Annotated in this window: 19 protein-coding genes; 8 read left to right on the plus strand and 11 right to left on the minus strand. The window is 55.8% G+C overall.

Features of this window, described 5'->3' with window-relative positions:
- Positions 1 to 59: 59 nt before the first annotated feature.
- Positions 60 to 935 (minus strand): YafY family protein, encoded by an 876-nt coding sequence (locus CQ002_RS10015; protein WP_105162724.1) that lies wholly within the window; start codon positions 933 to 935, stop codon positions 60 to 62.
- Positions 936 to 1037: 102 nt separating this feature from the next.
- Here CQ002_RS10015 and CQ002_RS10020 point away from each other — a divergent pair, with 102 nt between their 5' ends.
- The 4 genes from CQ002_RS10020 (at position 1038) to CQ002_RS28310 (ending at position 3083) form a co-directional block, all read left to right on the plus strand.
- Entirely contained in the window at positions 1038 to 1313 is a 276-nt protein-coding gene (locus tag CQ002_RS10020; RefSeq protein ID WP_017528827.1) for a hypothetical protein, read from the plus strand.
- A 74-nt stretch (positions 1314 to 1387) separates the two neighbouring features.
- Positions 1388 to 2218, plus strand: coding sequence for an HNH endonuclease (locus tag CQ002_RS10025; RefSeq protein WP_105162723.1), 831 nt, complete (start codon positions 1388 to 1390; stop codon positions 2216 to 2218).
- A 116-nt stretch (positions 2219 to 2334) separates the two neighbouring features.
- Positions 2335 to 2658, plus strand: a complete 324-nt coding sequence (locus CQ002_RS28305) for a hypothetical protein (RefSeq protein ID WP_177431164.1) — start codon at positions 2335 to 2337, stop codon at positions 2656 to 2658.
- A 209-nt stretch (positions 2659 to 2867) separates the two neighbouring features.
- Entirely contained in the window at positions 2868 to 3083 is a 216-nt protein-coding gene (locus CQ002_RS28310) for a hypothetical protein (protein WP_177431159.1), read from the plus strand.
- A gap of 300 nt (positions 3084 to 3383) precedes the next feature.
- Here the strand turns inward: CQ002_RS28310 and CQ002_RS10040 are convergent, their stop codons facing one another.
- The 8 genes from CQ002_RS10040 to CQ002_RS10075 form a co-directional block, all read right to left on the minus strand.
- The gene (locus CQ002_RS10040) at positions 3384 to 4415 is read right to left on the minus strand and encodes a YafY family protein (protein WP_105162721.1); all 1032 of its coding nucleotides are present in this window, start codon (positions 4413 to 4415) and stop codon (positions 3384 to 3386) included.
- A 95-nt stretch (positions 4416 to 4510) separates the two neighbouring features.
- Positions 4511 to 6601 carry an AAA family ATPase gene (locus CQ002_RS10045; protein WP_105162720.1) on the minus strand — a complete coding sequence of 697 codons (2091 nt, stop codon included), beginning with the start codon at positions 6599 to 6601 and terminating at the stop codon, positions 4511 to 4513.
- 300 nt (positions 6602 to 6901) lie between these two features.
- Complete coding sequence (locus CQ002_RS10050) at positions 6902 to 7552, minus strand: HEPN domain-containing protein (RefSeq protein WP_105162719.1); 651 nt, start codon at positions 7550 to 7552, stop codon at positions 6902 to 6904.
- Positions 7553 to 7682: 130 nt separating this feature from the next.
- A complete protein-coding gene (locus CQ002_RS10055) occupies positions 7683 to 8021 on the minus strand; it encodes a YkvA family protein (RefSeq protein WP_105162718.1) in 339 nt (112 codons plus the stop codon).
- A gap of 91 nt (positions 8022 to 8112) precedes the next feature.
- Positions 8113 to 10041, minus strand: a complete 1929-nt coding sequence (locus CQ002_RS10060) for a dynamin family protein (RefSeq protein ID WP_105162717.1) — start codon at positions 10039 to 10041, stop codon at positions 8113 to 8115.
- Positions 10038 to 12275, minus strand: coding sequence for a dynamin family protein (locus CQ002_RS10065; protein WP_105162716.1), 2238 nt, complete (start codon positions 12273 to 12275; stop codon positions 10038 to 10040). The genes CQ002_RS10060 and CQ002_RS10065 overlap by 4 nt, the downstream gene beginning before the upstream one ends.
- Entirely contained in the window at positions 12272 to 14029 is a 1758-nt protein-coding gene (locus CQ002_RS10070) for a dynamin family protein (RefSeq protein ID WP_105162715.1), read from the minus strand. Before CQ002_RS10070 ends, CQ002_RS10065 begins: the two co-directional genes overlap by 4 nt.
- Positions 14030 to 14100: 71 nt before the next feature.
- Positions 14101 to 14523 carry a hypothetical protein gene (locus tag CQ002_RS10075; RefSeq protein ID WP_105162714.1) on the minus strand — a complete coding sequence of 141 codons (423 nt, stop codon included), beginning with the start codon at positions 14521 to 14523 and terminating at the stop codon, positions 14101 to 14103.
- Between the two features lie 429 nt (positions 14524 to 14952).
- Here CQ002_RS10075 and CQ002_RS10080 point away from each other — a divergent pair, with 429 nt between their 5' ends.
- Genes CQ002_RS10080 through CQ002_RS10090 form a run of 3 tightly spaced genes read left to right on the plus strand, consistent with a single transcriptional unit; the run spans position 14953 to position 20851 of the window.
- Positions 14953 to 16239 carry a hypothetical protein gene (locus CQ002_RS10080; RefSeq protein ID WP_105162713.1) on the plus strand — a complete coding sequence of 429 codons (1287 nt, stop codon included), beginning with the start codon at positions 14953 to 14955 and terminating at the stop codon, positions 16237 to 16239.
- Positions 16236 to 18227: a hypothetical protein gene (locus tag CQ002_RS10085; protein WP_105162712.1), complete on the plus strand. Its 1992-nt coding sequence runs from the start codon at positions 16236 to 16238 to the stop codon at positions 18225 to 18227. Before CQ002_RS10080 ends, CQ002_RS10085 begins: the two co-directional genes overlap by 4 nt.
- A 53-nt stretch (positions 18228 to 18280) precedes the next feature.
- A complete protein-coding gene (locus CQ002_RS10090) occupies positions 18281 to 20851 on the plus strand; it encodes a DEAD/DEAH box helicase (protein ID WP_158260141.1) in 2571 nt (856 codons plus the stop codon).
- 933 nt (positions 20852 to 21784) lie between these two features.
- Here the strand turns inward: CQ002_RS10090 and CQ002_RS10095 are convergent.
- Both CQ002_RS10095 and CQ002_RS10100 read right to left on the minus strand, forming a co-directional pair.
- Positions 21785 to 22474: a hypothetical protein gene (locus CQ002_RS10095; RefSeq protein ID WP_234010345.1), complete on the minus strand. Its 690-nt coding sequence runs from the start codon at positions 22472 to 22474 to the stop codon at positions 21785 to 21787.
- Positions 22475 to 22648: 174 nt separating this feature from the next.
- On the minus strand, positions 22649 to 23008 hold the full coding sequence (locus CQ002_RS10100; RefSeq protein WP_105162709.1) for a hypothetical protein: 360 nt from the start codon (positions 23006 to 23008) through the stop codon (positions 22649 to 22651).
- 126 nt (positions 23009 to 23134) lie between these two features.
- Between CQ002_RS10100 and CQ002_RS10105 the strand changes: the two genes are divergently transcribed.
- The gene (locus CQ002_RS10105) at positions 23135 to 23380 is read left to right on the plus strand and encodes a helix-turn-helix domain-containing protein (RefSeq protein ID WP_081007120.1); all 246 of its coding nucleotides are present in this window, start codon (positions 23135 to 23137) and stop codon (positions 23378 to 23380) included.
- The last annotated feature ends 36 nt before the right edge of the window (positions 23381 to 23416 follow it).

Raw genomic sequence — 23416 nt, forward strand, 5'->3', positions numbered from 1 at the left:
TTGGAGTCGAGTGCCAGCGGCAAGGTTGTCGCGAACAGGGCTGTCGAAAGGGACCGGTATCAGTCATACAGCCAAGGTTTCAACTCCTTCAGGTTCTCCACCACGATCTGTTGCGCCTCTGGTTTCGGGTCCATGTTCTTTGGATCAATCTGATAGCGCTGCAACACATACTTGACCAACGCCTGGCGACAGGGAATCTGCAGTCGCCCATCGACCATCCCGAAATCCTCCTGGATTATCGCTTTTTGCATCACCGTCAGACGCTCATCGGGTTTGATGATGACGTTGACTTCGCTATTCCACTGGGCGTCGCACGAGAGGCCATTCTCGGTCTCGCCGTCCATCAGTTCAGGAACCCCACGCAGTCGGCTCAGTACAAAGTCCCGGTACTCGCGGTTTTTTTCGCAGTAGGCGCGCACATGCCAGCGCATGCCTGTGTAAACCAGCGTATGCGGTGCAATGGTTCGCCCTTCAGGTTCGGGACTGTTGAGCGAAACGTAGTCGATGTCCAGGCGTAGATGCTCCCGGCAAGCCTTGAGCAGTGGGCGCAGTATCTCGGCCTTGATCGAGCGATCAGGCACCTCCAGTACTTTGGTATGGGCGTAGGCCAACGCCAGCCCCTCGACATGTGGCGCTCGAGCATTGTTCTGGTAAAGCAGGTGCAGGTATGCGCTGGCGCTGTCGTCGATGAACAGTGGCTTGAACTGTTTACTCGGCACGTACCCCTTGATCTGTCGATCATATGTAAGGTTTTTAGGCGCATGCTCGGTGATGTAGGTGTTGATGTCCTTGGATGCCTGCTGACGGCTGATGCCGAAGCTCTGCGTCAAGTGCACCGTGGTCAGCCGGCCTTCCCACCATGCGACGGTTTCAATCAGACGATAGCGAAGGGCGAGATCCCAACGGACCTGCGCGATGGTTTGCTTGCGTTTCATGTCGCCTCCATGTGAGTGAATACTTTACCTGTATAAGTCTACATTCTAGACGTGTCGCTTAACACTACATATCGTGACTCTGGCAAATTTGGAGTTGACGACATGAGGGACATGTTTATGGATGGTTGGGATTGGACGGCGTCGGTAGCGATGCTGATGCTGTTGATGATCCTGCTGATGCTTTTGGTGCAGTATCTGCAGACTAACAAAGCCTGGAGGTTGCTCGAGCATTGGCATGCGACCACGAAGGAGCGCCAGCAGCGGCTGAGCTGGCACGCCGAAGAGAATCGCGAGTTGAAATCGGCGCTTCGGGCGGAGAAGGCTCATGTGGAGCAGTTGCAGCGCAAGGTGGAGATTCTGCAGGCTTTACTGCCCTAGGTGTGAGGCACGAGGGCCTTGGTGCAAGGCCCCGTGATTTGGCTCCGATACTGTGTAGACATTAGGAGGAGTACATGCTCGATTCGCTGGAAATTTGCAGGCTTCTGGAAGGCCATGGTTGCAGCTTGAAGTATAAAGGGAAGGCCTACGCTAGAGGCTATGTGCACCCGGCGCTTGAGTACCCGCTATTCGTCAAGCATAAAGCTACCGGCGCCGTAGGACTCCAACCATTGGTTTTGCACCCGGCATTCCGCAAGTCAGTGCATTGGGAGCAAATCAAGGCATTTACGCAGAGCGCTCCCAATGAGACCTATAAAAGCACCAGCCTGGAAGTATTTCCGCTCGCGCTGGGCTCAACCAGCAATACCGGTATTGCGGTCAATTTGGAGGATGATGAAGACTTTCGCAGCCTGTTCGCAGTGCTTACCGGCGAATCGACGGCCAGCGAGCAGCGATTGGAAGATGAATTCAGCCTGATTGAGTTATTCGAGCAATCATCATTTGGGCAGCAAATTGAGAGTACCGAGCGCGAAGCCATTATTCGAGCGCGAGTGGGACAAGGCGTTTATCGCCACGCTCTGCTCAAGCATTGGCAAGGTTGTGCTGTCAGCGGTATAGCGCTCGCTTCCATGCTGCGCGCTTCTCACATCAAGCCTTGGCGTGACGCGACGCATCCGGAGCGACTCGATCCCTTTAACGGACTGCTTCTAACGCCCAACCTGGATCAAGCCTTTGACCAGGGGCTGATCAGCTTCACCGACGAGGGCAATATTGTTATTGCGCAAACCTTGACGACTGAACTGCAACTGGCACTTGGGATTAACCCGCAATGCCGATTGCGTAGCCTTCATGACCGTCATTTGAAATACTTGACTTGGCACCGTGAGCACGTATTCAGTGGCTAGCCGCTCATGTTAATCGTTTGCCCGAAAGATGATGGGTCAGGAGCCCGTGTCACAGGCTGGATTCTCCTGGGGAGGGTGTAACTTCGCATGCAAATATATAGCAAAGACTGTATTAGGTGCGCTCGCCCAACAGGACAATAAGGGGCATGGCTTGTGGCGGTAATCTGAAGGATGACGCAAATCTCAAGGCAGCCTGTGAAGCAGTGTTGGCTCAGCATCGTGAGTTGTCGTGGTATCAAAACTGGTTGAAAAAGCTGTCGGAGTTCCTGCGCAAGGTTCAGGACGCCGATCAAGACGAGTTTTGCAGCCCCGCGTTTAAGGAGCAGCTATGGGGAAGTGAGGTCATCACTAAAAATGGGCATGGTAACGGTCAAGGTGTCCGAGGTAATCGCCGACCCTCACGTCGCCAAATGCCTTTGGAGTATTCGGGCATCGCTTAAAACGGGTGATGCTCACCTTCATGATCAAGTGCTCAAGGAAGGCTGGCGCGAGTTGAATCAACTGGTGGCACCACCACTTGGACGGCGCAACCCTCGGCTTAAAAAGTATCGTCTGTTCGCCGCGCTGTGCCCAACTGAACTGACCACGCTTGCGCACTATCCGAAATTGCGTACTTTGGCGTCGTTGAGTCATCCGATTACGACACGTCTTGTCGCGCATCGCCCTCATGCTCGCCTCATCAGCAGGACGAATGGTTTACACCAAACCGAACCGCTTGGGTCAGGCAACCATAAGGGACCGCAGCATGAAAAATCTGTTCGCAATTATTGGCGTCATCGTTGTTATAAAAAAAGGCTACGAGTTCTTCCGTGAATACAACGAAATGAAACAGGAACTGGACAAACGCGCCGGTGATTCGGCCTGACGCCGTGCAGCGTCGACGATTTCATTTTTCTACGACTGACGGATTATCTCCATGCCTTGGCCGCCCCATCCCTTCACATTCAGCTGTCCCCAATGCCACTGGAAAAAAACAACGGTGCCGCCCAGCGATGCGTTGCGTGAGGAGATCGATTGGTTTTCCATTTGCCCCTCATGCCGACACACTTCATTGGATGTACGGCCGGCTTCTCGGCTGGAAACTTTCAAGGCCAGGCTGGCGCGACCGTTTCGCTAGAACCCGCAAAGTGCATTGATCCCGCCAGGCTGGAGCCCTCCTGGCGAGTCACGCCAGGCCCGCCTTGCCTTCCTCATGTTCATATGCTGCAGCTGCCCGCCGCAATGTGTCTCCCATCTGCTGGCGCAACTCCGGCGGTTCCCGCACGACCACCGAATCTCCCAAAGACAAAATCCACCAGTGCAGCTGCCAGGTATTGTTGACGGTCGCCTGCACCTGATAACCATCCGACAGCGCCTCCAGCACCATGTCCGTGCTCAAGGGCGTTTCACGAATCAACCTTGCCTGATGTTCGCTCACCCAGGCCTTGAGTTGAATCTTCTCCGGTTTGCCAAACTGCAAAGCGTCGGTGGCAAGGTAGGTTTGCAGGTCAAACGTCTCCAGCCCCTGGCATGGCGTGTCGAGCACCGTCACCGCACGAAAGCGATGCACCGCGAACTGACGGACATCGGTATACGGCGCGGCAGTGGCGATGAGATAGGTGATCAGCCCACGCTGGACAATCGCCAGGGAGTTGAGCGTCATTTCACTAAGTTTGTCGGTGTGCGCCGAGTAATACTGACAATGAACCTGTTGCTCGCTGATCAGGGCCTGTTGCAGTGCCTCCAGCGTTTCTGCCTGGATTTCCGGCGCTCGAAGATTGAAGTCCGGCCGAACGCTCGCAACTTTGTCGGGCCAGCGGGCGGCGGGGTTGCCGTCTTCGAGGCCTTTGAGTTTTTGTCGTGCATGCTCGAAGCGCGGTTCCAGCACGCTCAACATGCTGCCCGGGAGTAGCGGGCGCACGGCATCTTCGACCAGCGCAAGGCTGACGGCTTCAGTCAGGGTAATGCCCTGCAGCTCGACGCTCACGCCCGGCTTCCAATACCAACCGAAGGGCGTTCCCCCATCGTTGCATTGCAACGGAAACACCAGGGACAGGTCACGCAGGTCGCGCTCGATGCTGCGGCGGCTGATGGAGTAGCCTGCGGCCGTCAGGCGGGTCAGCAACTCACTCACTGTGATTCCGGGGGCGCGTTTTGGCAGATGTTGCAGCAGCTCCCATTGTCGACTCAACGCGGTATGGGTCTTGGCTGATGGCAAGAGAAATCATCCTTGTAGTGTTGAAGCTGGCCTGTGGCTAGCGAATTTGCCAATTTGTCTGCCTATCGGCGACAACCCGGCAACCTTTAGGCTGGTTAATGTATGAAACCGATTGGGCGCTGCTGCCCCGCGGATTTGAGTCGGCACTCGGCCAGCAACGCCTCCGCAAGCTCGTCGGCACTGGCAAATGGCTTGAAACGACCTCGGCGCGCCACTGCCGCAAAGTCACCCGGGGTCAGATGCGCCTCACCTCGCAAGCGATTGGCTGCGCTGTGCTGCGGGTCTTTCAAGGCCAGCGCTTTCAAGTGTGCGGCAAACAACGCCTGGGCCTGGGCGGTGACAAGGTAGCCGAAATGTACCTTCAGATCGAAGCGCCGCAAGGAAGCCTCGTCCAGGTCTCGGATCAGGTTGGTCGAGGCAATGAACAGCCCTTGATAGCTCTCCATTTGCGTGAGCATTTCATTGACCGCGGTCACCTCCCAGCTCTGCCGCGCCTTGCGCCGGTCCTGCAAAAAACTGTCAACCTCATCGAGTAGTAGCACTGCGTCTTCCTGTTGTGCGCGCTCGAAGGCGCCCGCCAGATTCTGCTCCGTCATACCGACATAGGGTGAAACCAGGTCGGAGACGCGCTTGACCATCAACGGCTTGCCCAGTTCTTGCGCCAGCCATTGGCCAAAGGCAGTTTTACCGGTGCCTGGCGGACCGTAGAAGCACAGGCGTGCCTGTGGATGGACACGTAGTCCGTCTACTAGGCCGTCAAGAGCATGATCTGCGTTGATCCATTGCGGAGAGTAGAAGGTGGGCAAGCTGCTACCGCCGTCATGTTGCAGCTTGTCGAGACCCTGTGCTTTCAAGGTTCCGTCGACGATGCAACGGATCGTCGTGTCCAGCGTCTTGCTCGCGCGGTTTCCTACGCTGCGGCCTACTCGTACGGCTCGCTCCAGCACCGCCGGTGTCACCTGTTCATGGGCACTGAGATGCTCTATCAACTGATCACTCAACTTGCCCCCGCCACACTCATGGAGCATCTGCTTGCGCTGCGCCAAGGACGGGTTGGGGATCTCGATCACCAGATCGAAGCGACGTATATGTGCAGTGTCGATAGCCTTAATGCTATTGCTCAACCAGAAACACGGCAGCGCATTCTCCTCCAGCATGCGATTGATCCAACCCTTCTGTGAGCGACTATGAGCGTCGGTGCTGGCGGTTTGAAAGATGTCTTCGATCTCATCCAGTACGAGCAGGGCCCGTTGCGAGCGCAGCACGCTATTGGCCGCGCGCAGGGAGCACAGACGCTGTTTTGCATGCACGGGGTCGCCATCGCTGTCCGTGCAGGCCACTTCATAAAGCGCGCTGCTCAGGCTCTTTGCGAGCAGTCGACTGAGCTGAGTCTTGCCGGTGCCTGGCGGACCATAAAGCAGAATGTTCACTCCTTGACGGCCCTGTGCCAAGGCTTTGGCCAAGTAGCGTTCGGCGATGTTCAGTGGCTGTTTGATGTGTCGGTAGTGCTCCAGGCTCAGGCTGCCTGGCGGACTCAGGCGAAAGGCATAAGCAAACAAATTCAGTGATGTGCCTTTGCTGAATCGCAGCAGGCCGGGAAGCTCCTGATTACTCACCGATAACATCGAACTCAGTGCTGTTGAGGCGCGGGAATTGCTCCCCACCTCCAGCAAGCCCGCCCGGATCAGGGGGCTATTACTCGCCAGGCAGGCCTCGACCTTGGGGAGTTGCAGACCTAACAATACCGCGAGGACTTTCATGGCACGGTTGAATCCCACCATGCCCAACTGATCGGTAGCATCACAGAGCACCGGGTCGATATGCATCAGTACGCAGAAACCCAGTACCCGCAACTCTGCCTCTTCCAGCCCCAACAATGTCCCCAATGCCTCCAGATTGCGCCCCAGGCGATCCGGGTAAGGTGTATCCGGATTGCTTGCCTCGAAAGCGCGAGCGGCTCGACGGAGGGCCGACAAGGCCTGCGGTGGGCTGTACTCGTCTCGGTCTACCCATTTGGCCAGACCAACCTCACGGGCCAGATCATCATCGTTGAAGCCGTGTCGACTGATTAAATTCCGATGCCCCCCCAGGTCCAGCAGCAGTTGGTAACTCCACTTCAGCGAGAGTCCACAAGTGTCGGCAGCCCGGCGGCTGTCGTGGGCGAAGGGGGTGAGGCGGGTTCCCATGCTGAATGTCCTGATGCTGTGGAGATGACAGGATGGGCTGAGGGGTGGTCAGAATGTGTCGTGGTAGTTGAGGGCAGTGAAGATTCCGGCCCGACACAATCTGTCGTTCCTGAGTCTTAATCTGAAATCCACAAAATGAACCAGAGAGAGTGGCGATGCTAAAGAACGTACTAGCATCTGTGGGTTTGGTCGTGGTACTCAAAAAGAGCTTTGATCTTTACCAGAAGTACAAGCAGATGGAGCGAGAGAACGATGTCTGGCGCAAGGCCGCCAGTGGCAGGGATTGAATAACCCTGACACTCAGGACTGCACGACCGGATAGCAGGCATCACCCCAGAGCGTGTCGGGATTTTCCAGCATCAGATGGATGATCAAAGGCACGAGCTTGCTGAGTAGTTTGCCGCAATCGCGCAATTGTGGTCGGTTGATACTGCTATCCCAGGTCGCACCGCCATGCATGATTTGATTGCGCAAGGTGTAGATGCGATTGAAAAGTACCGCGAGTACATCGGCTGTATCTCGTTGTGCCAGGGCAGACTGCGCTCTGCGTCGGCCGTCGGCGAAACGCTCGCTCCATTGTTGTTCGGTAATCTTACCGTTTTGGTGATCCCAGAAACTCTGGAAAACGTATGGGTTATCCAGCAACACGCGGATGCTTCCCGAAAACTCGGACCAGACCAGTTTCTCTATCTGCCGTTCGCGATCCAGATCGCAAAGCTTGCGCAGAAAGGCTCGGAAGGTTTCCTGTTCGGATAGCCGGTAGTTCTCGTCGATGTCTGTTGCGTAAGCGGCGTTGAAGGCAATCCATAGGAACACGAAGCGACCGTCCGGATCGTCAGCTTGTTCGGCGCGTTGCAACCAGCTCAAGGATCGGTGCACACGCAATGTCAGGTTAACGTGATGGTTGTCGCGTTCAAGTCGGTGACGCGCCTTGAGGGTTTGGTAATCCATGAGATTGACTCTTCAGGAAAGATGGAGGGGGAGCTATGGATCGGGGCTACGCCAGGAAGCTGATGGGTTGTATCTGTTCATGCCGAAGCCTTACCCCAAGGGATATCTGGGGTAGGACTTCACGGTCAGATCAGGAAAACCACTGCTTCAAAGTTTCCTTCGCCTTGGTCACATGCTCTGCCTTGATATGGGTCGCGGTCGCGGCCAACGCTGCACATAACACGCCGATGTCGTCGGTGTAGCCTAGAATAGGTGTGATATCTGGGATGACGTCAATCGGCGAAATGAAGTAGCCAAGGGCGCCATAGATAGTGGTCTTCGCCCAGGTCGGGGTGTCAACTTCGGTTGCCGCGTAGTACATTTTCAGTGCTGGCTCCAGCGCGGACTCGCCTGCAGATTTTGCATAGGTTTTCACTTTTTCCCAGAATGAGTCGTCCGAGTATTCTTTTTCAAAGGCCTTGTCTGACATGTTGCGCTCGCTTGCGTTGTCGAAGTTTGTGTTGGGTCTGTGGCAGAGGTTGCGAGGCGACCGGTTTTTTCCCAGCGCTCGTGACCGTCCTCTAGGTCTGTGTTTCTTGTAGTTCTGCGGTCATGCGCACCGCGGTGCTGAAGTCTTCTAGCAACCGCCTGGACTCCTTGAGCCAGCTTTCCTGGGGCGCTGTGTCCAGCTTGCGGTCGAGTTTGGCAATAGGCTCTAGCATCCGTCCGTAGACATCCGTGCCGCCGATCTCCAGACAGTCGAGCCGCAGTCCGTTGACGGCAGTTTTTTGTGCGCGAATCCCATCGATGTCCGCTTGGATAGCATCGTCATACATGGTGAACACCTCCAGAAGTCGACCTTCAAGGTGTTGCCGCGCGTCGCCGGGCTGGTTGATACGGGAGAAATACTCCAACAACGGGACGTCCCGATAGGCAACTTCATTACGCAGAGTGGAGCTGTAAGCGCTAATCCCTACGACGCTGATACCTTCGCTGAACAACACTTCCTGCACTTCATCCATGATGTCCTCGATGTCGTCGTCGGGACGCAAGTCGGCTTTGGTCAGCACGACATACACCGAGCGTTGGTCCACGCCGATGTCCTGGATAAAGCTCAGGTCGGACACCGGTACGGTGCCGTTGGCGTCAAGGCCGATCAACCAGATGATCGCCTCGGACTGCTGGGCGAACTGGATAGCGGTCCCCCGGTCTCCCTGGCTATGTTCCGCGGCAGTGGCGGGTGGGTTGTAGCCCGGTGTGTCGATGAAGCAAATGTTGCTGAAGTACTCCGGGGCCATCTGCACGCCTACGCACATGAAGGGCATCAAGCTCTTCAAGTCGAAGCTGAACGAGTTGATAAAGGCATGGGAGATATTTTTGTAGAACGCGACATCCAGCTCTATATGGCCGCCGTTTGCCGAGTACCCGCGAATCATTCGCTGGTCAGTCGCCAACACATAGCTAGGGATCGCAGTGACAGGTTGCAAACCGACGGGCAGGCGCACCTCGGGATCGCGGATAAAGCTGTTGATGAACTCTGATTTACCGCTGCTGAAACCCCCGACAATCCCGACAATCGTCCGCTCGTGAACATCTGGGAAACCTACCAGCAACGCCAGTTCCTGCTCGATAGACTGGAGCATCTTGACCGCCTTGGCCTCCGCGCCCAAGGAGGACTCACTGTCGGCAAATGTCATGTAGTCGTTCGTCAGCAAATCTCTGAAACGAGCGAGCCCTGCGCTGTCGCGGGGGCGTGCGGCGAGCAGGCGCGAGATCAGTTGGAAGCGGGTCCAAGTGTCGCCGTGACGTTGGTTCAAGACTTGGAACTCGTTTGCCAGTTGCGCGTGTTGCTGCAGCTCCTGGGTATGCGCCTGTTGCAACAGATCCAGTGCTTCGCCGCTGGCGTGCAGTTCGACGCGCGATTGTTCCAGCGTCTGCTGCACCTTGCTCAACTCGGCGACAGTGGACTCGTGGCGGGCGCTCAGTAGTTCATGTTGCAGGTTCAGGGTGGCGAGACGGGTCTTGAAGTCTAGGCAATCCTCGGTCAGTTCATCTGCGCGGTTTTTTTCAGTTTGTAGCGCCAGGCAGGTCTGATGTAGGTCCTGTTCGAGCGCTTCGCGTGCAGTCTCGATGCTGTTGCGCTCTTGGACCAGTTGTGCATGGCGTGTCGACAGGTTATCAAAACGCACTCGCGCTTGCTCCCGGTCCTGTTGCTGCTGGTCCAGCGCCTCGGTCAGGGACTGATGTACGCGTTGCAATGTCTGGTGGGTGTCGCTCAGTTCGGCGGCGGTGCTGGCCTGGTGCTCGGTCAGTTGGTCGTGCTTGACCGTCAGGGCTTCCAGGCGTGCCAGGGTCAACTGATAGTCGAGCATCAGTACCTGATGGCTACGATCCGCCGCCTGCAGTGTTTCGAGCACACTGTCGCGCAGCGCCTTTCGCCGCCAGACGAATAGCTGGCCGATCTTGTCCAGTTGCGCCAGCAACGCCGGTGCGAATAGTTCGGTGTTCATGCAGCCTCCAGTTCCTGGGCCATACGATTCAGTCGGTCCAGGGTCAGCAGCGCGTTCTCGACCTGCGCTTCCAGCTGGGCGATACGCTCGTGCATGTCGCTGAAAAACTGATCGCCGTAGGAAGGTGGCAGCTTGTCGGTGACATCATCCGTCAAATTCCGAATCTGACGCTTGGCTTGGCCCTTGAGCTCATCGAGCAGATGCCTGGCGTCATCGAGGAACTGGCGCGCCTCGTCGTTCAGCAGAATGCTCTTGGTCGTCTTGAGTTTGCGCAGTTCCTGGCTTTTGAGTTCGAACACCGGCAGTGTGAAACCCGCAACCAGCGCTTCGTTGGTGCTGATCACGAACCCAGCGTCGAGCTCGTCCCCCAAATGCTGTCGGGCGACTCTGGTCGACTCCCGTACCAGGTTTTCGCGGAATGCCTTAGTCAGGATTGCACTTGATTGCTTCAGGGTACTGCTCAACCCTTCAGCGAACTCTTCCAGCTCATTGCGCACTTGGCAGCAGTGCAATTTGAAGATCTTGTAGTGCTCGGTTTCGGTGCCGCCCCCCCAGGCCCAGTTGGCGAACCTGGCGGTCATGCTGTCGCGCACTACTTCCCTGGTCTTGGAGGTTTCTTCGGTGGCACCAGCGACGCCCTGGCGCGAGGCGGTATAGGCCGACTCAAGATCCCGGGTAAGGTCGCGCTTGAGTTGCTCGCGAAACTCGGTCAAGCATTTGCTCAGCATGCTGTCCAGTTCAAACTTCGCGACCTTCATCAGACTGCCGAGTTTGCGACGCTGAGACTTGAGGTCTTCGATATCGGCGTTGCGGACTTCCTGGCCCTTGGCGTGGGTGAAGGCCATCAGGTCGGCGCGGAAAGCTTCGAGGGCTGCCGACTTGGCACGCACCAGTTCGTCACGGCGTGTGGCGATGATCCGGTCTTTCTCTGTACGCACCGTGTCCAACGCCGCTCGCAGTCTGGCGGTGTTCGCCAGCAAGTCGAGGTTGCCACGGCAGCGTTCGGCATGGTCCGGGGTAAAAAAGTCAGCGTAGTTGCTACGCAGGTTATCCCAAGCTTTTTGCTCTGCACTGTCCCAGCCTTGCTGCTGGTCGAATCGCACCGATAGGCTGTGGCACATGCCAGAGGTGTACAGCACCTTACCGTTGCCTCCTTGAATCAGGTTGTCGAAGGTCGAGCCGATCTCCGGATGCTGGGCCTTCAAGCGTTGCAAGGTGTCCACCATGTGCACGCTGAGGGTTTGGGTGATCTTGTCGAGCGCTCCCTGAAGTGTTGGCTGACGGATGTCGCTGCCATACAGTTGGCTGTCGACCTGGCTAGCAATCAGTATCAGCTCCTGGACGCCTTCTTTCTTGGTGATGCGGCTCATCACCTCAATATCCTGCTCACTGAGAAACTGCCCGGACGGGCTGACGATAAACACCACGTCGCAGCTTTTCAGCAGAGCCGAGGTGCGCTCTTCACGTGATTGCACCGGGTCGTTGAGGCCCGGTGTGTCGATGATGCGCACGTTACGGAGTGAGTTCAGGGGTAGGGAGATATCGACGCTTTTGGTCAGCGGCATGTAATTGCCGCCCACTGCGACATAATCGCTCAGTAGCACCGCCAGGGCGGCGGCGTCCGGCGCATGTAAGCTGCGTATGCTTTCGAGTGCGCCAAGATCGACGTTGGATTGGCGGATGTGTTGCCACTGCTCGTGAGCCGCCACCAGCGTATGTTCGCCCATCAGCGCACGCCGCGCGCTCTTCTCGACGTCGCTGTAAAACCCCTCGTCTTCGATCAGGTGGCCGCTGCGTTGGCGCCGCTGGCGCAAGGCTTCCAGGGCCTTGGATTTTTGTTCCTGGTATCGCTGTTCATAGCGTTGGGCGTCCTGCTGGATGTTGTCTCGATCCGCCGCCGTGTAGAACTCCACGTTGGCACTGAACGTGTCGCCGTAGGTCAAGGTGGTCAGCGCGGCGGTCATGGGTGTCGCGGCCTTGGGGAGAATTGCGTGGCCGTCGAAGACCAGGGCATTGAGCAGCGACGATTTCCCAGCCTTGACGCGTCCCACGACGCCGATCTGCAGCAGGCGGTTCTCCTCGACCAGTTCGTCGAAGGCTTTGCTCAGTTCTTCAGGCCTGTCAATGGCATGCTTACGCAACAGCGGCGCCAGGTCTTTTGCCAGCTCCGAGTTATAGTTCTGCATCCAGAGATGGAGGCGTTGATTCAGTTCAAGAACATGTTGCGGGTTCATGATTGCACCTCGTAGAGGGCTTTTTTGGCCAGCACCTGTAGCTGTTCGCGGGCGCGCGTCAACAGCTCGATCTGCTGTTCTGCGGCGGCGGTATCGTCGTGACGCGTGGCGGTCATTTGGTCGATCAATGTTTGCTTTTGCGCGATCTCGCGCTCGAATTCACTGCTGATCTGGCTGACCATGGCGTCCATCTGCTCATTGAGCAGCGTGCGTAGGCGCTCGCGCATTTCACGCTTGACCGACGGAATTACCTCGTTGATCACCTTTTGGCGCAGTTGCTCGCGTTGTCGACCCTCGTTGAAAAACTCGAGGATGTTCGGCAGGAAAATGATTGCCAGCTCAATCACCGGGTTGACTATCGAGGTGGTGACAGCTAGCACTGTGGCTAATCTCTGGTACGTCACACGGGGAAGTGGCTTGCCATCCTCCCAGCCGGTCTCTTTTTTCAATTGTTCGAGCTCGCGGGCGTTACGCTCTGCCAGGGAGCCATTCCAGTGCCCCAAGGCTTGCTCGGTTTTTTCCAGTGTGCGGCTGATTTTGTCCGTGATCTGGCCGAGCCAGTTTTGTTCATTGTCAAACTGCCCCATGTCCTGGCCCAGCTCACCGATTGCCTGGGCAAAGTCGGCGACCACCGTGCGGCTGAGATTGTCCATCTGATCCTTGATCGTGCGCGTCATGGTGCCGCGGACGACTTCGGAAACTATGCGCGAAAAACCTTCCTGGTTTCTCGCCAGGCCTGCACTGACCAGCTCCGATTGCACATTGTCCAACTCATGACCGACGGCGCTCAGGCAATGCTCCACGGTCCGGTCCAACTGTTGGTCGCGCAAGTCTTCGAGAAGGTTATCTCGCTTGCGTGCTATCTGCCGTATGCCGTTGGCTAACTCGCTCAGGGTGTGTTCGTTTTCGGCTTTGCTTTTCTTCAGCGATGCAATTGACAGGTTGATCTGGTTGAGCAGCGAGTGGGTCACGTCCTTCAGGCGATCCTCGAACAACTGTCGGATGATCTGTTCCGGATTAAGGTGGGTCAGGACTTCCTCGAAGCGGACATCCGCGTTGAGCCCCACGCGTATCAGGGGGCGGCTATTGACGAAGTTGATCCTGATCTGTTCATCCATCAGATCCGCCACGTCCTGTACTTGTTCGTCTGAACGCAGGTTGGTCTTGTTCAGCAGAAAGGTGAAATCCCGCTCGTAAGTCAGCAGGTCATCCAGTTGACGCAACATCGACTGAGTGATGTTGCCGTCTTCCACGCTGGTCACCACGATGAAGTGCACGCCACGGGGCAGGTAATACGCGATCGCTTTGTTGTGGTTGGCCAATGAGGAGCCGAAGCCCGGCATATCAACCAGCACCAGCGAGGGCGAAGCTTTGAGTCGCGGGTTATCCAGGTACAACTGAAGGTGAGTGAATTCGTTGGCGCGTGTCTTGATACCGGCAAGAGCGCTGACGTCCAGGCGTTCACTGCTGCCATCCAGGCGAATGGCCAGGAGATGCGGGTCATTGCTGAAGCGCAACTCAGTGGCCAACTCGGTTTCGGGAGTCAGGCCAATACCCAGGACGTTTTCCCCAAGAAAAGCATTCAGCAAGCTGCTCTTGCCCGCGCTGAACGCACCAATGACGGGGACTAGCAGTTCGGTATGTTCGATATCGCTCTGCAGCCGCGTCACCTCATCGGGCTGGATCGAGGTTTCTACAATGAGCGGCAAAATGGATTTCAGATAGTTGAGGTAAGTGCTTTGAGTTTTCAACATGATCGGTACGAATCCTTGCGTATATCAAAAAAGTTTATGGACATCGTTGTGGGTGAGGGGCTCCAGTCGTTTCACAACTTAAGCTCCCTCCATTCATAGCCGTTGTATTTCTCCCAGACTGCGCCGTTCTCAAAGTGCAGGTACACCCGCCACTCATCCGGATTGACCTGGATTTCTCCACCAATACGGGCGCAGTTACCGAACTCTGAGCATAGAAAGCTCTCCAGTTGCTGATAAAACGCATCGGGCAACCTGGAGCTGCCGGAGACGTAGCAAGACGATCCATTGGCAAAAAGGCTGCAGGGTTGAACGCTTGACCATAGCGTCGCCGTTGCCTGGTCTGGATGTTTCTTGCTCCAGTCCAGAGCGAATCTGTGTAGCAGGACATGCCAGTTTCCGTCGGCGTACTCACCTTCAATCCCCCACATGTCGATGGCCAGGAACAAGGTGGGCTGCTTCGAGCGTTTCTGCGACGGATAGAAGGACTCATGCATGGGAATATCTCTCGCTGGTTCAGAGGTAAAACAAGACGAGTAAATGTCGAACATGCCCACGACATATTGTGTCGCGCGCGACCTCTGGATCGTATGAGCCGCGGTGTGTAGTACTCACCGCGAAGTCAGCCGGGTTGTGGCCAGTCTTTCAGCGACAGGGCAGCGGGCTACGAGAAGAGAGATGAGGCGTGGATAAATCAGAATGGCCACAGACATTCGCAACTTCCTTGTGCGTGTAGGCGTGAGTGCCTGCGAGAGATCTACTGCACGATATCGGCATGGGGCAGACAAGCTTTAGTTGGGACTTGCAAGGTCGATCATGAAGTTCCCTGCGAAGCCGACGTGGACGAGATTATGGCATTTTGCTACCTTTAATGGCCATGCGCTAGCCCACATGCTGACTCGCTGCAACCGCAAAGGAAGCCTTTTATGAGCATGACCTGGGGACTCTCTGGTCCTGAGCAATTGGATGGCGAGAGACGCACCCGCACGCTTGATATTGGCGCCGCAGTGCGTGAGTACAACGAGCGCGCTGTCCCTGGCATGGGCGGCGTGTGGTACGCCAAACAGCTGTTCTTGGCGATGCTGGGTATCGCACTCGCGCAGAAGTTGCGCGAGCGCAAATCGAATGTCTCGAATATTGACGCGGCCAACGCCATTGAAGCGTTGGGCTGCTACTACGCGCTCAAACAGAACAATGGCCAGGGTGATGCCCGGGTGCGGGGTTCGGAAAAACTGCGCGGCAAGGCGAATTTCAACTTCAAGACACTGTGCAAGCCAGGGTTCTATGTCAGCCAACCGATGCGAATGGGGACCGGCCAGGCATTGTTGGCCCTGGGGCTGGTGCGCGCGCAGGGTGAGCGATTTAATGCCTTTGCCTGCACGGCCTTTGGTCATGAATTCGTTAACGCTTGCTGTGGGGATGACGGAGCGCTGTTAGAGGAGTTGGCGCAGTGGGCACAACGAGGCGATTCTGTAGATAGGTTGAAAGCCCCCGTTTCCGGGCTGCTCTCGCCTCTGCAAGTATTACCCGCACAGGCCCGTGCGCTGTTGTCTCGCCGCATCGATGCGGAGCTCTCGCCAGCTAGCGGTGGCTTGCGACGTGCAGCCATACGTGGCTGGGTACGGGCTCGTCACGCCAAACCGGAAGCCGTGTTCGATTGGGCCGAGCGACCCGATGAAATCGATCCCGAACACTGGAACGACTTGCATTATGGCGCTCTGTTTTTTCAAGTGCAGGATGCCGCCTACGACGTGCTGAACGCGGTGGAGCAGCACATGGCGGTGTTGAGCACGCAGCGGTTCGAGTTAGGGTGTGTCCTGCCCGAACGCATCTCGACGCACATCACCCATTTGCGCGAAATGGCCCGATTGTTTTTGGATAACCCTCAGCGGCAGCGAATCGATCCTGTCGCCTCGACCTTCTGCCATGAGTGTACGGATCCTGATAGTTCGAACCTGTTGGCCAGTCTGGTGAGCCGAGACGGTCGGGTTCTGCGTCTGCAAGGCAAGGACATTCTGCCTGGCGGTGCGTTCCAGCATCAGGTTTTGGAGGTCGATATTGGCCAGGCTGTTATCGAGGCCCAAGCCGCTCTGCCAGCCTGGATTTCCCATCGCGTAGGTCGCTTGCATCGACTTGACCTGGATCTCCAGGGTCAATTGAGCGCCTGGCTCACCCCGGCTCCAGCAGTAGCCATTGAAGAGGTAAGTCTATGAGTAATGCTCCTGCCTCTCTGGCCCAACACTTCGAAACGCCGGACGGTTTTACTGGCCACTTCGGTTGGCTGTGCGGCTTTTCGGCTGACGACAGGTTTCTCAACGATGCGCTTGAGCGTTTCAGCCATCAGCAAGCCAATCAGCGTGCCTATGCCGGGGAAACGCTATTGGCACTGATGCTGGACCCGCGCGCGATCCAGATTACCCCGGTCGAAGTGCCGGGCCTGTTGCATTTACCTTGGGCGAAAGCCGATTTGCCATTCAACCTGATGCACGCCAAGGTCGCGGTGCTGGGTTACCGCAGCACTAACAAGAGCGACGCCTGGTGTTTGCGTTTGCTTGTGTCCACCGGCAACTGGACCCGGCAGACATTAGAGCAGAGCCTTGACCTGATCTGGCGCCTGGACGTGTGCAGCGACGAACTAGTAGTACCCACCGAGGCAACGCAGCAGGTCCGGACAGATATCTGCAGTGCCTGGAGTTTACTGCTGTGGCTACGTGAGCATTACGACGACCGTGCGCTGCTTGCCAATCCGCTGACAGCCAAGGCCGTGGCGGATATGGATGCGATCCTGCTCAAACAGGTCAAGCCGAAAGCTTCCGGATTGAACGCGCGTTTCTTCGATAACCGAAAAGCGTCGCTGCTCGCCCAACTGCCAGCCAGAGTCGTTTATGCCTCGGGTCGAGAAACGGCGCGTAACTACTTGGCCATGGGCTCGGGTTTTTATGAGTCTTCAATGCCCGGTGAGCATGCATCGGTCCCGTTGAGCATCATCAGGCGCTTGCGCGGTGAAGAAGGAGAACCGCGTCTGCTGACGGCGACCAGCACCTTAGATCTGTTTGTCAACGAGGCGAGCTGCCAGGGCATTGCAGCGGCAGCCGCGAACTTGACGGCTGCCAGCGTCAGCGTACGACCTGCGGCTCAGCCGGCCTACTTTCCTGACGTGCAAAAACGCACCTTGCATGCCAAATTCATTTTCAGCGCCAGCGAGACCGGGCATTCGGAAAAAACAGCCAGCCCATGGCTGTACCTTGGCTCGGGCAATCTTACCCGGCAAGGCTTCACCCTGAAGATGGGGCGATCGACGGGCAACCTTGAGGCCGGGGTGGTATTCGCTCCGACGCCTTTGAACTGGTACCCGGCAAAATCGGGGGGAACTGATCCCGAATCGATTGGCTATTACCTGCCGATTCAGTGGGAGCAGGAATGCGTCCCTGAGACGTTGCAGCAAGGCAAGGATCTTGAGGTGGGGAGCGAGGTGTTCAGCGCAGCGCCCGTGGCTTACTTGATGTGGCGGGACACGGATACACCAGAGCAAGGCTGGTTGAGCGCCGATGATCGCTCGCGGGGCGATTACTCAGTGCTGGATACGTCGCGACAGCCTTGTGCATATGTTGAGGGTCAAGGCTTCGCCTGGTGCGGACCACGACCGCGGCAGGTGGTTGTCAGCTGGCAAGATGCGGGTACAACGCATGTTATGACGGTGCCAGTGCTGGATGGGTTTGGCCGGTTGGCTGCCACCGAGCTGCCAGAAATCAGCCTGGAGGATGCGTGGATGCAACTCGATAGTTTTCCACAGTCGCCCAGTGAAGAAGAACTGCCCAACGCGTTCGACGATAGCAAGCGCTCTGCCGACAAACAGGTAGCCATTGCGCCAGGAAAAGAAGCGGCGCGTTACCCGATCCGGCAAATTATGGAACTGATCGAAGGCATCGCAGCGAAACAAACTGCTCTGGAGCCTCGGGATTGGCCGGTGTGGTGCGCCCGACTGGAGCAATCACTTATTCAGGCCGCCGGTTGCGGGTTGTTGCAGCAGTTTCTGGCACTCGAAATCAACCCCATTCATGCCTTGCGCCAACCTGCGTTCAGGCCTTGTTTTGCCGAGACAGCGGACCATCCGGAAGGGAAGCGCTACGAAACCGCACTGAGCAATATCGAGGCCCACTGGAAACTCGACACCTCACATCCCCTTGGGGTCCTGCCATGAAGCGGATAGCCTTCAGTTGGGCAGCCGTTGCGGCCTCACTGCGCGAACGGGCGATGCAACAGCAACAAGTCGCAGATGACGCGGGTGAGGCGGCTGCGCACCTGAATCCAGGCCAGCGAGCCAGCCTGCATGCGTTGGCCGATCGTATTGGCGAACACGGGGTAGTGCTGGCCGATGAAGTGGGTATGGGCAAGACCCGTATCGCTGTCGAGCTGATTCGCGCAGTCAAGGACGCTGGCGGTCGAATCGCCGTCATCGCCCCGCCAGGGCTGGGCTATCAGTGGCAGGCCGAGTTGAAACTGGGAGGCGTTACAACTCCCGCTATGTTGCGTGGTCTGCACGGCTACTTTGAAGCCAGAAGTGCCGAAGAGGTTCTTGATAAAAAGCCATGGTTTCAGGAGCCAATCCTGGTGCTGTCCCATACCTTTGCCAACTGGCGTATGGGCGAGAATGCAACGCGCTGGCGCAGAGAGTTGGTGCCGGAAGTCTTCGCGCGCTGGCGCAAGGAGGCAGGTTTCAAGTATCCAAATGGCTACCACCTGTCAGGCTCTTATGATGAAAGGGTCAAGCGAGCCGCTGCCAGCATTGTTGCGCGTATCAGCGAAGACGCCGCGCACCCCGCTTACACCTGGTTGACTGACGTCACGACCGGGCATTTCTGGCCAAACCCCGATACTCAGACCAATTACCGCCGCGGTACTCCTCATCGGAGTTGGCTTGAGCAGGTGGTCGGGTTTGGCCTGGGCTCCTTCGACCTGCTGGTGATCGACGAGGCCCACAAAAGTCGCGGCACCGACAGCGGCCTGAGCCGGTTGCTCGGTAACCTGGTGCAGGGAACTCAGCACAGCCGTCGCTTGTGCATGACAGCGACTCCTGTGGAGCTGGATGCCGAGCAATGGCGGCAAACCTTCGAACGGCTTGGTCTCGACGAAAAAGTGCGCGATCAACTTCAGCCTGTGATCAACGACTTTGCGCAGGCCATCCGTCATCTACGAGCTCATTGGCGTTCCAGCGACACGGCCCGTCAACAATATCAGGCTGCAGCGAGTGCCTTTCAATCGACGTTGAGCCCCTATCTGCTGCGCCGGGATAAACGTGAAGACGCCGACGTTTCACGCTTCGCCCAAGAAACTCAAGGGGAAAGCTATCGCAACACCCAAAAGCCCGTCATTGTGGATGTACGCACGCTGAAGTTACCTTGGCGACAGGCTGTGTGCGCAACCGAGGCGCTGTCCGTGGCCTCGCGACTGGACGAAAACTCAACGGCCAAACGCTTGCGATTGACCCTAGCCAATGGGCATGGCATCGCTGACCTTCTGGCGCAAATTAATGAACCAGCGGGGCCTTCTGCCCTGCCGAATGACGGACAGTCCAGCGCGGTCGATGACAAGCGCCAGCAACGCGTGCAGTGGTGGTTGAAGACGGCTGCTCAGGCGTTTCAGAATCCCCACCACTTGTTCGAGCACCCGGCAATCCTGGCCACCATCACGGCCATCGAAGCCGCACACGAACAAGAGGAAAAGGTGCTGGTGTTCGGCCGTTTCACCGCACCCATGCGGGCCTTGGTCCGGCTGCTGAACGCGCGTGAAATGCTACGTAGCCTTGAGGCCGGCCGTTACTGGCCGCAGAGCGTAATCCATGCTCGTGCCGACGAGTCCGATGACCATTCGGAATGGGTAGCAGTGGAGATTGCGCACCGTCAGCTGAATTGCCGGCTGAAACTCAGCTCCATCCCTGAGTTGCTGGCCAATCAATACAGCACCCACAGCACACGTCGTGAGCAGCTACGCCGGCGTCTGCTCGGCTGGTTGGATGCGGGCCTCCCCGAACATGAGCAGGTATCCCGCGCAATGTTCAAACGCCTTCAGGAGGCTGAGCTCAACAAGGATCTGGTGGGCACCGCCGAGAAACATCCCGTAGCGCTGTTTACCCGGGCGATCCTCGACTTCACTGGCGGGGACGTCGAACATCTGACGCCTGAGCAAGCGTGCACCGCCTTTTGCCAACTGCTGAGCGCTGCCGGCGACCAGCACACGGACGACAATCCCCACACACCGGATACCGGCGAAATTGCGTTGCAATGGGAACTGCTACTCGCCCGTCTACAGCCTGAGTTTGCCCACCAGGAGGGAGGTTTCGCTCGCCTGATGTACGGCGGCACTGAACAATCTACCCGCCGCTTGTTGCAACTGGCCTTCAACCGCCCGAATAGCTTTCCCCGTGTTCTCGTAGCCCAATCTACCGTCGGCCGCGAAGGCCTCAACCTGCATCTGGCATGCAAGACCGTCATCCTCATGCACCCGGAGTGGAACCCCGGGGTGGTCGAACAACAGATAGGCCGAGTCGATCGTGTGGGCAGTCATTGGAGCCGCCGGTTGGATGAGGCGCTGGAACGGGGGAGTCCAGCTTCAGAGCTGCCGCGTATTGATGTGCATCCGGTGATCTTTCGAGGGACTTACGACGAGCATAACTGGAAGGTTCTGTTGGAGCGTTGGGATGACCTGCGTGCTCAGTTACATGGAGAAGTGATCCCTGCTCGAGAGGCTGAGGGGGATTTGGCGTACCAGAAGGTGTTAGAGAAACTGCAGGCAAGTGCGCCTAGCTTTTCGCCTTCGCGGCGATAAACGCAGGTAAAACGGAGATTGTCGCCGCGGCGATGTGTTGATCGAGTTCCTCGCTCGAATGCGCGTCAGTTTAGGTCCCTCTTCTATAGAACTATCCTGGCTTTGGAAAGAGGAGGGCTTAAATTATTAACTAGTTCGAGCATGATAAGGAACATTAGATTCAAGTGATGCCGTCATGAGTAAGTCCAAGAGTAATCATGGCTCGAAAAAAAATACTGGGCGAAGTTGGGTTTTTGACTCGAGGCGCTCAAACTCGTGACTGAAACTCAAACGAAGCATGTGGATACCAATGAAAAAGTTTTTTTGGAGCTCCGGGATGAACGAGCTGCTATAGCGTCTGGAGGAATAAGAGCGTGGAGGTTGGAAACAAAGCTTACCGCGCAGGGGGCAGGGTGGGTCGATAATATTGTCAATCGTTTACCCCTTCAACAGCAACGACGCGTCGAAGAGAAGCGAATCCGATCTATGAAGAGGCTTGACCTAGCTGCCGTCCTTCGCGTGCCTGATTAGAGGTGGAGCGCCAGTGTCGAGCGTTTCACGAGAGAGGCGCGAAACTGGATCAAGGAGTTGCGGAGCATTCGTAATCAGTTGGTTCACGCACCAGCAGGGGGCTGAGTGTTTGAGGGAAGAGCTTCTTAATAAACTTTTGGTAAGTATGCGAGTTTGTGACTGTTTTGATCGCTTTTAATTAGTTTTAAACTTTTTAGCCGCAGGCTTTTGGGTGTAAAATAAGGTGATGCCATGCTGTTGGAGGCGGTCACTCTTGCGCGGTATATATGTCGGTTGAAATTTGCTGCGGGCATGTTGCTGTGCATTAGCGGTATCAGATGAAGGTAAATGAGTCGGCTGCTATTGCTTAGTTGCTTTAAATTAAATCTGCTATCTTTGCATTTTAAGAAAAAATAAAGGCACGAAAAACTCCGTGCCTTTACGTTAGTTGATGCCAATCGGTTTGTCATTTTTGTCATAGCAAATCGGGTGCTCACAATACCCACCCGCATTGAGTACTTCTAGTTCATAAACCGCTGGCAGGTATTGCTTTAGCTCAGACTTTGCTACTTTCTTCCCATTTATGGTGCACTCATCGTCTGCACGCGGGTTGCACCAAGCTTCTTTTACTTCGATGATTTTTGTGGGTTTTGTCATTGGTGTTTTTTCGACCTGTGGCACCTCATCGACTGACGAATCACTCGTCGTATCCAACGAGTAGGCAGCAATAGCGTCTTTTGCGCTCGTTTTGCTGATGCCGTGATCAAGAAAGAAGTCCTGAAGTGTTGTACGGGCTTGAGCGTAGGTAACCTCTTTCCCCTTTTTATTTGGCCCGCCATCCATACGATAGGCAATCGGATAACCATCCTCACTTTCATAGATGTAATAGTAAATGGAGAGACTAAAGCGGAGATCTTGGCCGTACATTCCATAGATACCTGAGCCATTGGATGCACGGCAAGTGCCTCGTACACATTTGCCGCTGATATGGTTGCTGAAAGTAACGTTACGCTGTTGCTGTGCATTCCACTGTGTAATATTCCTTGGAAGGGCATACCAAGTGCAACGGTAAAATTTTGCTCCAAACTGATTTTTAGCCTCTGCACACGGAATAGCATAAGGTAAATCGTTCATGCTTTGTTCATTTGGTAGCATGGGCGGATACATGTACCCGTAGTCAACTTCTGCTTGGGCGTTTACAGAGAGTGCGAACGAAATAAGGCTGGCTGTTTTTAATATGACAGATTTTGTATTCAATTTATTAAGCTCTGAAGTGTGCGCAGGAGTGGAGTTTGATTTCGTCGGCTGCTATTTCTTGTAGATGACTTTTAGTTTTTTATTGGCGTAGTCTTTTATGATTTCGTAGTCGGGATTGTAAGTTGCTAGAGTGTGGCCAGCGCTGACCACAGTAGCCGTGGCGGCTAAGACGGCGCCGAGAGGTAAAGAAGATATTCCAATTATAGTGCCCAGAATGCCGCCTTGAGCTATAGCACCTTTAATATCGATTTTTACCCGACACTTTAAATCTAAGCTTTCTATCTTTTTTTCAACAATTATCACGCTTTTAGTAAATTGGCTTCGCAAGCCTACAATCTCAAAAGATTTTTTGGCTTTTAGAAGGGTTTCTATTTGAAATTCATTCAATCCATTTACTGTTGGTAGAGACATATTTCAAATTCTCCGTATTGGTGGGTAGGAAGGCCTTCTGCTAGCTCTACTCAGAGTCACAGAAATATTAAAAAAGGGTCGTAAATGCCGTGGTCGTGAAAGCATCATAGCGCGACGATTTTCGACATGGCAAGAATCTCTGCAAACCACGATAAAGACGGTGACCTGGTAGCGCTTGGTGCGGTAGTACGTGCGCGACGACTAGGACATATGCTGTCGCAAGAAGCCTTGGCAGATGCTGCTGGGATTGATCGTTCCCACATGGGGAAAATTGAGCGGGGAGAGAGAAATGTTACTTTTTTGAACATTCTCCGAATTGCAACGGCGTTGCAATGTAAGCCGTCAGATTTGCTTTTCGAAGCAGGTTTGTGATTTCGTCATATGGTTGCGGACATAAAAACTCCCGTT

Origin of the sequence: Pseudomonas sp. MYb13 (genome assembly GCF_002980075.1) — a bacterium.
GTDB lineage: Bacteria > Pseudomonadota > Gammaproteobacteria > Pseudomonadales > Pseudomonadaceae > Aquipseudomonas > Aquipseudomonas lurida.

Coding starts and splice junctions, on each gene's coding strand:
- CQ002_RS10075 (WP_105162714.1), bottom strand. CDS start 14,523: ATGCATGAGTCCTTCTATCCGTCGCAGAAACGCTCGAAGCAGCCCACC.
- CQ002_RS10070 (WP_105162715.1), bottom strand. CDS start 14,029: ATGTTGAAAACTCAAAGCACTTACCTCAACTATCTGAAATCCATTTTG.
- CQ002_RS10025 (WP_105162723.1), top strand. CDS start 1,388: ATGCTCGATTCGCTGGAAATTTGCAGGCTTCTGGAAGGCCATGGTTGC.
- CQ002_RS10090 (WP_158260141.1), top strand. CDS start 18,281: ATGCAACAGCAACAAGTCGCAGATGACGCGGGTGAGGCGGCTGCGCAC.
- CQ002_RS10060 (WP_105162717.1), bottom strand. CDS start 10,041: ATGAACACCGAACTATTCGCACCGGCGTTGCTGGCGCAACTGGACAAG.
- CQ002_RS10050 (WP_105162719.1), bottom strand. CDS start 7,552: ATGGATTACCAAACCCTCAAGGCGCGTCACCGACTTGAACGCGACAAC.
- CQ002_RS10085 (WP_105162712.1), top strand. CDS start 16,236: ATGAGTAATGCTCCTGCCTCTCTGGCCCAACACTTCGAAACGCCGGAC.
- CQ002_RS10095 (WP_234010345.1), bottom strand. CDS start 22,474: ATGAACGATTTACCTTATGCTATTCCGTGTGCAGAGGCTAAAAATCAG.
- CQ002_RS10065 (WP_105162716.1), bottom strand. CDS start 12,275: ATGAACCCGCAACATGTTCTTGAACTGAATCAACGCCTCCATCTCTGG.
- CQ002_RS10080 (WP_105162713.1), top strand. CDS start 14,953: ATGAGCATGACCTGGGGACTCTCTGGTCCTGAGCAATTGGATGGCGAG.
- CQ002_RS10020 (WP_017528827.1), top strand. CDS start 1,038: ATGAGGGACATGTTTATGGATGGTTGGGATTGGACGGCGTCGGTAGCG.
- CQ002_RS10045 (WP_105162720.1), bottom strand. CDS start 6,601: ATGGGAACCCGCCTCACCCCCTTCGCCCACGACAGCCGCCGGGCTGCC.
- CQ002_RS10015 (WP_105162724.1), bottom strand. CDS start 935: ATGAAACGCAAGCAAACCATCGCGCAGGTCCGTTGGGATCTCGCCCTT.
- CQ002_RS10100 (WP_105162709.1), bottom strand. CDS start 23,008: ATGTCTCTACCAACAGTAAATGGATTGAATGAATTTCAAATAGAAACC.
- CQ002_RS10055 (WP_105162718.1), bottom strand. CDS start 8,021: ATGTCAGACAAGGCCTTTGAAAAAGAATACTCGGACGACTCATTCTGG.
- CQ002_RS10105 (WP_081007120.1), top strand. CDS start 23,135: ATGGCAAGAATCTCTGCAAACCACGATAAAGACGGTGACCTGGTAGCG.